At 70.8% G+C, this 12531-nt stretch carries 11 protein-coding genes; 4 read left to right on the forward strand and 7 right to left on the reverse strand.

What is annotated here, in order from left to right:
• Nucleotides 1-470, reverse strand: a 470-nt coding sequence (locus E0504_RS26550) for an ABC transporter substrate-binding protein (protein WP_165938619.1), incomplete at its 3' end; no start/stop codon positions are given.
• Between the two features lie 476 nt (nt 471-946).
• Between E0504_RS26550 and E0504_RS26560 the strand changes: the two genes are divergently transcribed.
• On the forward strand, nt 947-1765 hold the full coding sequence (locus tag E0504_RS26560; RefSeq protein ID WP_112109034.1) for an enoyl-CoA hydratase/isomerase family protein: 819 nt from the start codon (nt 947-949) through the stop codon (nt 1763-1765).
• Nucleotides 1766-1856: 91 nt separating this feature from the next.
• On the opposite strand, the gene E0504_RS26565 is transcribed toward E0504_RS26560, so the two are convergent.
• Both E0504_RS26565 and E0504_RS26575 read right to left on the reverse strand, forming a co-directional pair.
• A complete protein-coding gene (locus E0504_RS26565) occupies nt 1857-2636 on the reverse strand; it encodes a FadR/GntR family transcriptional regulator (protein ID WP_071060734.1) in 780 nt (259 codons plus the stop codon).
• A gap of 481 nt (nt 2637-3117) precedes the next feature.
• On the reverse strand, nt 3118-3825 hold the full coding sequence (locus E0504_RS26575) for a carboxymuconolactone decarboxylase family protein (protein WP_131626035.1): 708 nt from the start codon (nt 3823-3825) through the stop codon (nt 3118-3120).
• 488 nt (nt 3826-4313) lie between these two features.
• On the opposite strand from E0504_RS26575, the gene E0504_RS26580 reads away from it, so the two are divergent.
• The gene (locus E0504_RS26580; RefSeq protein WP_255565770.1) at nt 4314-5342 is read left to right on the forward strand and encodes an LLM class flavin-dependent oxidoreductase; all 1029 of its coding nucleotides are present in this window, start codon (nt 4314-4316) and stop codon (nt 5340-5342) included.
• Nucleotides 5343-5355: 13 nt separating this feature from the next.
• On the opposite strand, the gene E0504_RS26585 is transcribed toward E0504_RS26580, so the two are convergent.
• From E0504_RS26585 to E0504_RS26600, 4 genes are all read right to left on the reverse strand, one after another.
• Nucleotides 5356-6084: a GntR family transcriptional regulator gene (locus E0504_RS26585; RefSeq protein WP_131626036.1), complete on the reverse strand. Its 729-nt coding sequence runs from the start codon at nt 6082-6084 to the stop codon at nt 5356-5358.
• 260 nt (nt 6085-6344) lie between these two features.
• Complete coding sequence (locus tag E0504_RS26590) at nt 6345-8021, reverse strand: GGDEF domain-containing protein (protein WP_131626037.1); 1677 nt, start codon at nt 8019-8021, stop codon at nt 6345-6347.
• An 83-nt stretch (nt 8022-8104) separates the two neighbouring features.
• Nucleotides 8105-10138: a squalene--hopene cyclase gene (gene shc / locus E0504_RS26595; protein WP_243657631.1), complete on the reverse strand. Its 2034-nt coding sequence runs from the start codon at nt 10136-10138 to the stop codon at nt 8105-8107.
• 216 nt (nt 10139-10354) lie between these two features.
• Nucleotides 10355-11038 carry a TetR/AcrR family transcriptional regulator gene (locus tag E0504_RS26600; protein ID WP_131626039.1) on the reverse strand — a complete coding sequence of 228 codons (684 nt, stop codon included), beginning with the start codon at nt 11036-11038 and terminating at the stop codon, nt 10355-10357.
• A 317-nt stretch (nt 11039-11355) separates the two neighbouring features.
• On the opposite strand from E0504_RS26600, the gene E0504_RS53545 reads away from it, so the two are divergent.
• Both E0504_RS53545 and E0504_RS26605 read left to right on the forward strand, forming a co-directional pair.
• Nucleotides 11356-11484 (forward strand): hypothetical protein, encoded by a 129-nt coding sequence (locus E0504_RS53545; protein ID WP_306769269.1) that lies wholly within the window; start codon nt 11356-11358, stop codon nt 11482-11484.
• Between the two features lie 140 nt (nt 11485-11624).
• Nucleotides 11625-12506: an LLM class F420-dependent oxidoreductase gene (locus E0504_RS26605; protein ID WP_131626040.1), complete on the forward strand. Its 882-nt coding sequence runs from the start codon at nt 11625-11627 to the stop codon at nt 12504-12506.
• Nucleotides 12507-12531 lie beyond the last annotated feature (25 nt).

The raw sequence follows: 12531 nt of genomic DNA on the forward strand, positions 1-12531 counted from the left end.
TACACGAAGATCGGGATCCCGGCGTCGTGGAGTGGTTTCCATACCGGTCCCATGGCGGTGGACTCGCCCGCGACCGTGATGGCCACGTCGGCCTGGATGAACTCGGTCGCGCAGTCGGCTGCCCGGCCCGGGTCGGCCGCGGTCTCGCAGGTCACGAGTTCGATCGGGTGGCCGCCGATGCCGCCGGCGTGCTCGTTGAGGAACTTTGTCATCGCGACGGCGGCGTCGATCTGGATGGTGTTGTCGAAGGCCGGGGTGCTGCCGTCGCTGACGAAGCCGACCTTGACCGGTGGGCCGTCGGCCGGTCGGCTCGGGCCGAGCAGCGCGAGGTCGACACCGCTCTCGTGATCCGGCCCCGGGTCGGAGTCGTTTCCGCCGCACGCCGCGCCGGTGAGCGCCAGCGCGGTGAGGGCCAGCGCGGTGAGGGCTGTCGCCACCAGCCGGCGTACCCGCGGTCGCGGCCCGCGCATCCGCGACCGTCTACGTAAGCTGCCTGCCCGCGTGCTCTGTTCCATGATCTGTCCCTGCGTGATGGGCGGCTTGTCGGCCGCGCTGAGACGTCGCCGGTGTCAGGGCCGGCGGATCGTGCGGGGGCGGCCGCGCTCGCCCGGCTCTGGGCCACGCGCGCGCGGCCGTCGGCCGGCAGGCTCACCCCGGGGACCCGCTGTCTGGGCGAGAACCCTAAGTTATATATTTAGATTTTTCCAGCCTCAACATCGAGATGGTGGCCGGTAGGTGCTACCGGCGAGGGCCGGCGGCCGCGCCGCCGTGGCTTGCCGCGCGCGCCGGACGCGCACAGGAGAGGACGACCACGGCCGCTCGCTGACCACCGCGGCCCTGCGCGACGCGGCCGGCCGCGCGGCGGCGGGCCTGCGCGGGCACGGTTCCGGCCCGCGCGCGGGTTGTCCGGTTGACGTAGGCGTCCAATATCTCTAGATATATAGCCATGACGAAAGAGGTTGTGCCGTCCTACCACCCGAACATCCGGGCGGCCCGCGACGGGTTCGTCGTGACCGTCACGATCGACCGGCCGGAGTCGAGGAACGCCTGCACGGGTGACATGTGGGTGGCGCTCGGGCGCATCTTCCGGGAGGTCGGGCACTCCGGTGCCCGCGCGGTGATCCTCACCGGCGCCGGCGGGAACTTCTGCACGGGCGCCGACCTCGGCGGCACCCGCGGCGAGAGCTCCTCGAACGGGAGCGGGGCACCGTCGCACAACCTCGACAACATGCGGGTGCTGGCCGACGTGGTGCTGGCGGTTCACGACTGTCCCGTGCCGGTCGTGGCCAAGGTCGACGGGCTCTGCGTCGGTGCCGGCCTGGGCCTCGCGCTGGCCGCCGACCTCACCTGGTGCGCGGACACGGCACGGTTCTCGCTGATCTTCGCCCGGCGCGGACTCAGCCTCGACTTCGGCACGTCCTGGCTGCTTCGCCAGCGGATCGGCGTGCACCGGGCGAAGGAGCTCGCCTACACCGCGAGGATGCTCAGCGGGACGCAGGCGGCCGAGATCGGCTTCGTGAACGCGGTCGTGCCCGCGGCGGGGCTCGACGCCGCGGTTCACGAGATCGCCGGCACCATCGCGGCCGGGCCGCCGGTGGCCCTGTCCATGACCAAGCGTGAGCTGGCCGCCGCCGGGACGTCGTCACTGGCCCAGGCCCTCGAGGTCGAGGCGCTGGCACAGACGGTGAACGTCCACACCAGGGACATGCGGGAGGCACTTACGGCCTACGCCGAGCGCCGCCCGCCCGTCTTCGAGGGACACTGACCGCCCGGGGCTCCGGACAGCCTCAGCGCTGACGTCGTCTCAGTACTTGACGTCGTCTCGGCGCCGACGCCGTCCCAGTGCTGACGTCGCCTCAGTACTGATGCTGCATCAGATCGATGACTGTTTTGGCTCCCTGGGTGAGGATCACTTTTCCCACGACCGTCATGTGCTCTTTCCAGTGTTCCTCGGCGGCGGTGGCGTCGCCCGCCTCGACGAGTGTCGCCAGCCGGGCCTGGGAACGGAGCCCTCGCAGGCGTGTCTCGGTGGTTTCTTTCCCGCCCTCGGGCTGGCTTACCGCGGCGACGGCTCGGGCGACGATCTCATTGAGCATTTCGGCGACAATGCCCAGTGTCTGATTCCCCGCCAGTTCGACGAGCCGGGCGTGAAAGCGCGAGTTGGCGTTCCCGAACGCCTCGGGGTCGTCGATCACCTCGAGCTGCTCGGCGGTGAGCCGCCGCAGCTCGGCGGCCGCCGAGCGGTGATCCCCTGACGCGGCGACGAGCCGTACGGCGACCGGTTCGAGCAGGCTGCGGGCGGCGTGGACATCCGCGAGCGGCACATTGCGGGCCTGGAGCACGAGCGCCGCGGTGCGGGCCGTCATCCGCTGGTCCGGCCGGTGGACGACGACGCCGCCGAGAACGCCGCGCTTGACCGAGATCAGGCCCTCGGTCTCGAGTATGCGCAGGGCTTCGCGCAGGGACGGGCGGGAGACCCCGAACCGCTCGACCAGATCCGGCTCGTGGCCGAGTGACTCGCCCTCGGAAAGATCGCCCTCGACGATGAGCTGCCGAATCTCGTCGGCGATGCGCTGGGGCTTTTCGCGCAGTGTGGCCCGGTCGCGATTCCGTGCTTTCCCCGGCTCGGCCACCATGATCGACCTTCTCTGAGTGTTTGCGGTCTGTCCAGCCTACCGGGGCGCGACGATATGGCGCTGAAAGCTGCGCGCGGTCACCCGACTGTGGCCCATGATCAGTCTAGATATTTCGGAGTACTCGGCTGGCCCGTCCTGCCGGCCGCGACGCGACGCGACGCGACGACGGCGCCTGGTCGGTCCATCCATACTCAAGATAATCAACGATGTTGACGAGCTGTCGACGTCGTAGTGATCATGAATTACCGATGACCCGGTTCTGACGGAGAGACGCACCGGGAGGTTGACGACCGCGGTCGAGGTCGATGACGGGCGACACCCGCCAGGCACGCCGCCGTGTGAGGCTCGGACGGAACGGACCCCGGGGCGTTGGCCGAGGCACTCGCTGTCATGGGCCGCCCCGGATTCATGCTCGGGCTCGGACCGTCACACGAGTCGCTCGTTCGCGGCGCGTACGGGATGTCCTGCGATTGCGCCGCTGTCAGGCGGACGGGTCACGCTCTGCGGGGAGCGCCGGTGCGTCGACCGGTTCGGTCGGCGGGTCCGGCTGCAGGCCGACGCTGTTGAGGACCGCCGCGAGACAGAGGTAGCCACCGACGACGAAGGACAGCTCGAGCAGCTGCCCCGCATCGAAATGGGAGGCCAGCAGCTGCCAGGTGTCGTCGCCGACGCGTGACTGGTCGATCATCTGGTCGGTCGCAGCCAGCAGTGCACGCTCGACCGGCGTCCACACCTCGGCCTCGGCTCCGTGCGGGATGGCGTAGAGCTGCTCGGTGGTGAGACCGGCCTGCACCCCGATCCGGGTGTGCTGGGCCCACTCGTAGCCGGAGCGGGTGCGCCACGCTACCCGCAGGATGAGGAGCTCGCGGTGCCGAGGGTCGAGCGTGGCGTGCTCGCCGGCGAACAGATCGGTGAACGCGAGGAAGGTCTCGCTCAGCTGGACGTGGTGGGCGAACAGCCCGAGCGCCTTCGGCATCGGGGGGGCGTCCGGGGCGCCCGACAGGTAGAGCTCGGGGCGCCGCAGGTAGCGCAGGAGGATGGACCTGGTCTCGTCGTCCCACTTCTCGAACGGCAGTGGTGCCAGCCTGGGCGCCTGCGCCTGCGCCTGCGCCTGCGCCTGCGCCTGCGCCGGCGTTGCCGGGGACGAGTCGCGTGATTCCGGGTGCTCGGCTCCTGGTCCGGTCGCCATCGGGGCTCCTCAGGGCTAGGCGTTTGCGAGGGGCAACGTCCGTTATCGCTTCCGCAGCTAACAGTGCGGATTCGGGGACGTCCATAGCTCGGCATTACCAGAGACGCACTGTCTGCCTGCGACTACTATCGTTTCACCGGCCGATTAGCATGTTGGATGGCTTGGAGTCAAGCGGAGCGGCGGCCGCGCCGCGATTCGGGCAGCCCGGCCTGGCGCCCGCGAACGAGCGTGACCAGGGGACTCGCCCGGGTGGTGACCATGTCGTCCTGTGCCGCCAGTCAGTTGGCGGGACCTTGGCCTACTGATGAATTGCGAGTCCACGGAAACCGGGGGAGAGCCCGACCGGCGGCACCTGCCCGCTCGGTCCGGAGGCGAGTTCGCGATGGCGGCCTTGACGCTCGAATGATTCAGTGAGAATGTCGAAACAGGGGTCTGCGTGGATGTTGATATCGGGGGGCCGGTTCCGATTGCGGTGCCGCCATGCTTGATTGCCTGGTAGAAACGGTTCCATGACCGACGCGAACGAGTTTGAGTTATCGTGCGGGCTCCCGCCGGGCCCGGACTTCGCCGACCTCGCCGTGCTCGCCGAAGAGCTCGGGTACGCGCGGGTGTGGATCTTCGATTCGGCGCCGCTGTGGGAGGACCCGTTCGCGCACCTGGCGCTCGCCGCCACCCGGACGACCCGGATCGGTCTCGCCACCGCCGTCCTGATCCCGACCCAGCGGTCCGTCATGACGATGGCGTCCGGCATCGCCACCATCGCCCGGCTGTCCGGCGGCCGCTTCCGGGCCTGCTTCGGTACCGGCTACACGGCGCGCATGACGATCGGGCAGCGTGCGATGCCGCTGGACGCGCTGTTCGACTATGCCGCGTCGGTCCGCAAGCTGCTCGCCGGCGAGACGATCGTGCTCGACGGCGAGGCGGCCCGGATGCTGCACTGGCCCGGCCTGACCGCCGCCCGGCCGGTCCAGGTGCCGCTGTGGCTCAGCGTCCTCGGCCCGCGCGGCAACAAACGCGCCCCCGAGGTGGCTGACGGCACGATCGGGCCGCCCCACCCGACGCTGCCGACCGCGACGATGGTCTCGGGCACCGTGCTGGACCCCGGCGAGGACCCGAGCTCCAGCCGCGTACGGGAGGCGATCGGCCCGTGGCAGGTCGTCGGCTGGCACACCACCTATGCCGTCCGTGGGGCGGCCGGGGTGGACGCCCTGCCCGGTGGCTCGCAGTGGCGGAAGGCCCTCGAGGGCCTGGCCTCCGAGGAGGAGCGCCACCTGCTCACCTTCGAGGGCCATGTCACCCACCTCTCCGAGCGTGACCGGCCCCTGCTGGAGCACATCGACGTCGACACCATGGCCGGCGATGTCTACGTCGGCACCCTGGTCGGTGATTCCGTCAGCGTCGGACGGAAGCTCGGCCGGCTCGCCGAGGCGGGGTTCCGCGAGGTCATGTACACGCCCGCCGGCCCGGACGTCGCCCGAGAGCTGCGCGCCTTCGCCGCCGCCCGCCCTTCGGGATAGCCGTACGGCAAGGTCAGGGGCTGGCGGCGGGCAAAGCTGGCGGCGCTGGTGGCAGGTAGCCGCGGGACCGCAGGTGCTCTATGGTCACGGCGGCGCAGGAGCGCACGTGCTCCTCGCTGGTCCGCGCCGCCGTGACGACATCATCCGCCTGGATCGCGTCGAGCAGCCGTTCCCGGTACTTCGCCTCGTTGTCCACCCACGCGGGCGCGTCGTAGTAGAAGCTGCCCTGGAGCACGCCGCCGAGGAACTCCAGGATCGCGTCGAGCCGCGGTGACTTTCCGGCGGTGGCGATGATCTGGAAGAACCGGCGGTCGAGGCTCCTGCGGCGGGCCTCGTCCTCGGTCGTGGCGATCTCACGGTGCAGCCGGGCCAGTTCCTCGGTCTCCAGCGGCGTGAGTTTGCGGACCGCACGCCGGGTCGTCATCCCGGACACCAGCGCGACGACCTCGTAGTGGTCCTCGATGTCCTCGACGGTGACCTCGGCGACGAACGCGCCGCGCCGGGGCACGGCGTCCACGAAGCCCTTCTGCGCGAGTTCGATGAGGGCCTCGCGGACCGGGGCCCGGCTGATCCCGAGCGCGTCGGCGACCTCGTCCTGATCGATCTTGCTGCGCGGCGGCAGCGCACGAGAGACGATCGCCTCCCGGATGAAGCTGGCCGCCTCGTCCTTGAGGTTGCCGTAGCGCCGCCGACCCGAGGCGAGCAGCCGGATCGCGCTCGGGTCGGCGTCACGTGTCGTCACTGAACCGCCGGACAGTCGCTCGATTCGGCGGTCTCGGCCGCCTCCCGCATGTACCTGACCACGTAGCCTCCGAAGTCCTCAAAGACGGCCGGATCGAGCAGACCTCCGACGGATCAATCCCCATCTTCTCCGAGCCGTGGCCGCCACCCGGCACGACTCTGGGCGTCGGAGGTCGACTCGGGCCGGCGGATGACGGAACTCGCGTTCGTGGTCCAGGGAAGCGGGTCGTTCCACACGTCGAAGGGGACGCCGCCGCCCGGTCAGCCGGGCGGCGGCGTGGCGATCGGAGGGCTCATGTCCGGCCGGTAGACCTTCAGCCTGCCGGTCCGTTCGCGTTTGGCCGCGTACATCGCAAGATCGGCCTGGTGGAGCAGGACGTCGGGGTCGGCCGGGCGGGCGGGCGAGTCGAGGGTGACCAGTCCGAGGCTGGCTCGCGGGGTGTAAGGCCGTCCCGCCAGCAGACACGGTGCCTGTATCGCTGCCGCGAGCCGTTCCCCGACACGGCGGGGACTGCGGAGTCCGTCGCCGTCGAGGATGACGGCGAACTCGTCGCCGCCGAGCCGGGCGACGGTGTCCACGGTCCGCGTTCCCGCCCGCAGCCGCTCCGCGCTGATCCGGAGGAGCTCGTCCCCGGCGGCATGCCCGAAGGTGTCGTTGACGTGCTTGAACTCGTCAAGGTCCAGAAACAGCACGGACAGCGACGTGCCGTCACCGGCGTCACCGGCGTCACCGGCGTCACCGGCGTCGTCGGGGTCGTCGGGGTTGCGCGTGAGTGCTCGCTGTAGTCGGCGGGTGAACAGGGCCCGGTTCGCCAGGCCGGTCAGCGGGTCGTGGAAGGCCTGGTGGTGCAGCTCCCGTTCCTGGTCCCGGATTCCGGCGAGTAGCCGGGCGTTCTCGACCAGCGTGACCATCTGGCGGACCAGCGCGACCAGCAGCAGCCCGGCGATGCCGCACGTCTCGAACCGGTCGACCTGCGTACCGATCGACAGCTTGCCGACCACCAGCAGGCCCGCCGCACCGAGCACCGCGTAGGGCAGCACCGCGTACGCCCACGTCGCCTGCGGGCCGGCCGGCGCCGGGCCGTCCGGCGGTGCGCGAGCCGGGAACGGCAGCAGCGCGGCAAGGAAGACCAGCAGGAAGGCGAGGCCGAATGTGACCACGCTCAACGGCGGCATGTCGAGCTGGTGCTGCGCGACGCGGTAGACGAAGACGTTGCTGGTGAGACCGTAGGCGAGCAGGCCCGTGCCGAGCAGCGCCAACGTCGCCGGGGAGCGCGGCCGGCGGAAGCTCGCGATCAGCACCACCGCCGTGACCAGGATCAGTACGGAGACCGAGTGGACCAGGGAGAGCAGGAACTCTCTGAGGTCGGGCGCACCTGTCCGGACGACCGCGGCGAGCACCGTCCCCCATTCCAGCAGGACGATCGAACCGACGATCAGTACACAGTCCAGCATGGTGATCACGTACCAGCGGGACGAGCCGCGGCCCTGCATCCCCGCCCGGCCGTCCACCGGGTCGGTGGGCAGCGACAGCAGCCCGGCCAGGGCCACACCGTGGAAAACGAGCAGGACGGCGTACCACCCCGAGGATACCCGGGGAGATTCACCACCCAGCACGGCTGTCGCCGTCGCGACGCTGGCGAGCGCCGAGCTGCCCGCCATGACGCCGATGAGCCGCCGCCAGCGCCGGTCACCGGGGCGGGTGCGCCGAGCGGTCCAGAAGCAGGCCGCCGCGGCGGCCACCTGGGCGGCGGCGTTGAGCGACATCGTGGCGACGACGCCCGGCCGCGGGCCCAACAGCACCGCGAGGGCGACCTCCAGCGCGAAAAGTACCACGGCGGCGACGGCCGCGCACCACAACAACTGCGGCGTACGGCCCGAAACGGTCGAACGCCGCAAATCGTGTGTGGCGTCCGTGACGCCACGGAGTTCGGACATCGTCCACATCCCTCGGGGGAAGCGTATCGATGTCGAACCGATTCGGATAGTTACGATGTTGGCGCCTGGCTGGGTCGGCTGCCCTACCCGCGGAGGTAGCGGCCGAGGGCCATGATCGGCCACAGCAGCCGGTAGCCGTGGTAGTTGATGTAGAAGTCGCCGGGGAACCCGGTACCGGTGAACTGGTCCTCGTCCCAGGAGCCGTCCGGCCGCTGGTGATCGGCCAGCCACCGGGCACCCCTCGCGAGGGCCCCGCTCACCTCGGGCTGGTCGCCCACCGTCAGCAGGGCCAGCATCGCCCACGCCGTCTGGGACGCGGTGGACTCACCACGGCCCGACCACTCGGGATCGGTGTAGGAGCGCAGGTCCTCCCCCCAGCCGCCGTCGGCGTTCTGGTGGGTGAGCAGCCAGTCCGCTCCCGCCCGCATGGCCGGATGGGACGGCTCCACCCCCGCGGCGCGCAGCGCGGGCATCACGCTGCCGGTGCCGTAGACGTAGTTGACGCCCCACCTGCCGAACCACGACCCGTCGGCCTCCTGGTGGTCCAGCAGCCAGTCCACCCCGCGCCGCGTGCGGTCGTCGCCGCCGAGGCCGGCCTCGGCGAGCAGCTCGACGACATGCGCGGTGACGTCCGCGGAGGGCGGATCGGTGAGGGCTCCGAAGTCGGCGAACGGGATCTGGTACGGGATGGTGCTGGTGTTGTCCGCGTCGTACGCGCCCCATCCGCCGTCGCTGGACTGCAGCCCGAACAGCCAGGCCACCGCCCGGCGCTCGGCGGCGTCCAGCTCGTCGCGCGCCGGGTGGCGCACCCGGCGCAGCGCGAGCAGAACCTCCGCCGTGTCGTCGGTGTCGGGGTAGGTGTCGTTCTCGAACTCGAACGCCCAGCCGCTCGCCGGGACGTCGGGATGGTTGACCGCCCAGTCGCCACGCCGGTGCCGGACCTCCTGGCCGAGCAGCCAGTCGGCGGCGCGGACCAGCGCCGGGTGGTCGGGCGCGATCGCGGCCGTGGCACCCGCGTCCGCGAGGGCGTTCACCGCCAGCGCGGTGTCCCAGACCGGCGACTGCGACGCCTCGACCATGCGGGAGCCGTCGGCGAGGGTGACGCTGTAGTCGTCGAGGGCCCGCAGCGCGGCCTTCAGTACCGGATGGTCGAGCTCGTACCCGAGCAGCCGCAGCGCGATTATCGAATAGACCGCGGGTGGCTGAATCCCGCCGAAGCATCCGTCCGCCTCCTGGCGGGCGATTATCCACCGCTCCGCGGCCCGCAGCGCATGGTTGCGCATGGATCGAACGGGGCGCCGGTGATAGACGTGCAGCAGTCGGTCGATACCCAGGAAGATTTCTTTCGCGGTGAACCGCGTGCTGATTCTCTCGAGCACGCCGGAGGCTCCGGCGCCGGACCCGCCTCCGCCGGGCCCGGCGGAGGACCCGGCGGAGGCGGGTCCGTCCGGGTACAGCTCGTCGAGGTCGAACGGCGCCGGCCGCACCGGGCGGAGGGCGGAGACGACCGTCAGCGACACCAGGGTCTGGCGCGCCCAGGACCCGAAGGAGTAGATGTTCAGCGGTGCGCGGCGGGGGAGGAGCATGATCTCCGGGGGCAGCACCGGCAGGTCCTCCCAGCGCCACCAACCGAACAGCGCCAGCCAGATCCGGGTGAACACCCTGGTCGCGGGAACTCCGCCGTGGTCGCGGACCCAGGTCGCGGCGCTGAGCATGTGCGGTGCGGAGGCGTCGTCGCCGGCGAGGCGCAGGGCGATGTACGACTCGACGGTGGTGGACAGCTCGCCCGGGCCGCCGAAGTACTGCGGCCACGATCCGTCGTCGCTCTGCCGGGAGCGGATGAACCGGGCCGAGGCCGCCGTCACCTCGGCCGTGCGGATACCGAGGTACTCGCGCAGCAGGAGGTCCTCGGCGTCCATGCTCGTGTTCGTCTCGAGATCGAACTTCCACCAGCCCGTGCCGTCCTGCAGCGCGAGCAGGTGGTCGGTGGCGAGGCGTAGCGCGTGGGCGAGCTCGCTGCCGGCAGCCGCGGTGCGGTCGCGTGCGGTGGCGTCGCCGGCGCTGGTCTGCGTGGGAATGCTTTCCCGGGTGACACTGACGGTATCGGAAACGTTCATATCCGGTCCTCGCATATCGTTCATCACCAACGTGACAGGAGGTCGGTCGGATCCCTGGAACATGGCCGACCTGGGCGCCGAACGGGCGCGCCGGAGGGGCTCTCCGAACCGCGCCGCCCGAGTAGGGGCGCTCATTCACGCTGGCGCGCTCACATTGTTCAGGGTGCCGCGACAGACCTTGCTTTCCGGTTGTGCTGTTCCTGTGGTGCGGGTGGGTCAGCCGGTGGGGGGCTGGACGCCCAGTCGACCGAGGCAGAGGTCGACCGTCATGAGGAGATCGCCGAGGTCTGTGCTGCCCGAGCTGCACCACGCGCGGGTCGCCACCTGGACGGCCCCGAGAAACGTGACGGCGGTCAGCTGGGCGCCCAGACCGGGGTCGGGCGGGCCGTTCCCGGCAGTGGTGCCTTCAGGGGTGGCGTGTTCAGTGGTGGCGTGTTCGGCCGGGCTGGGCTCGGTCTCCTCCGCGAGCTCCACGGCGAGTCGGTCGCCGATGGCGACGAGACGGCTCAGGACCGCTCCCGCCAGGGGTGAGGAGCCGTCGAGGAGAAGCAGATGATCGGCGTAGTGGCGGAGCGAGTCGCCGTCCGGCGACATCAGCGTCCACGCGTCGAAGGCCGCGTTGCGCAGCGCCGTCAGAGGCGGCTCGTCGGCGGGCCGGCGGCGCAGTGCGGCCACGGTGAGATCGCCCATCTCGTCCAGCGGTGCGAGGGCGATCGCCTCCTTGCTCGTGAAGTAGCGGAACACGGTGCGCACGGACACCTCGGCCTGGTCGGCGATCTCCTCCACGGTGGCCGCCTCGTAGCCCTTCAGGTGGAACAGCTCGTGTGCGGCGTCGATGATCGACTGGCGGGTGCGACGCTTCTTCCGCTCACGCAGGCCCTCCGTGCGCTGGTCAGCCACGCCCGGTTACCTCCTGTCGCGTAGCGCTTCCGTGACCCTGGTGTCTTCGGCAAGCATACGCGCAACACCGGCAAATGGCAGACTCTGACAGATTTTTGACCCGCATGGGTCGTATGCCCGTTTGCGGGAGAGTGCTGGGGTGGGCCCCGCCCCCCGATCCACGGTGTCGATGGCGCCTGGTCGGCTGGGAGGGCGTGCGCCGACCGGGGCGCGGTGCTCGCCGCCATCGGTGACCCGGCCGTCCTGGTGGTCGACAGCCGCGGCAGGGAGGCCTATCTCGGGTCGGCCGACCGTCCCTCTTCTACTGCGGCGGCGGGGTGGGTGCCGCCTGGAACGCGCTGGCCCTGGCGGCGGTCGGCGGGCCGGACGCCGCCGTGTACGACGGCTCGATGCTGGAGTGGGCGGCGGACCCGGACCTGCCGCTCGTCCTCGGAGCGGAGATCTGACGCGCGGGCGGCGCCTGTTCCGACGGGACCCCTCCGCCGCTCGCGTGCGTTATTTGAACTGATGGTTGTAGAAAAAGAACTGCTGCTGATAGCCTGACCGACGTCCTCAGCGTGACGGGGAGAGAGACGGGCGGGGTGCGATGAGGCTCGGGGTCGTCTATCCGCAGATCGAGCTCGAGGGCGATCCGTCGTCGCTCGCCCGGTTCGCCCGGGCGGCCGAGGAGCTCGGCTACGACCATCTGGTCCTGTACGACCACGTCATCGGCGCCTCGCACGAGCGGCGTGACCCACCGATCCGGGGTCGGTACGGGGAACGGAGCCCGTTCCACGATCCCCTCACGGCCTTCGCCTACCTCGCCGGCCTGACCGAGCGCATCGAGTTCGTCAGCGGCGTGCTCATCCTTCCGCTGCGCCAGACCGTCCTCGTCGCCCGGCAGACGGCCGACATCGACCTCATGTCCGGGGGGCGGCTGCGGCTCGGCGTGGGGGCCGGGTACAACCGGGTCGAGTTCCACGCGATGGGCGTGGACTTCGCCAGCCGGGGCCGGCGACTGACCGAGCAGATCTCCTACCTCCGCCGGCTGTGGAGCGAGGAGCTGATCAGCTTCGAGGGCGAGTTCGACCAGATCGACCGCGCCAACATCGTCCCGAGGCCGACCCGCCGGATTCCGATCTGGTGCGGCGGGTTCGCCGAGGCGGCGTTCCGCCGGGCCGTGGCCCTGGCCGACGGCTTCGTCTTCGGCTACGGCCTCGATCAGCCGGCGATGGACGGCTGGGCCCGCCTGCGGGAACTGCTGGCGATCGCGGGCCGGCCGCTCGACGGCTTCGGCGCGCAGTTCGTCCTGCACGCACCCGGCCAGCCCTACACCGATCAGGAGATCACGGACGGGCTGCTGCGGCTGCGGGCGGCAGGCGCCACACACGCCTCGCTGTTCACGATGGGGCGCGGGCTCACCGGCGTCGACCGCCACATCGACTACATCGCGGAGATCATGAAGAAGGCCGAGGTCGCCCTGCGCTGAGCGGCCCTGGCCCGCTCCCGCGGGA

The organism is Parafrankia sp. BMG5.11, assembly GCF_004337455.1.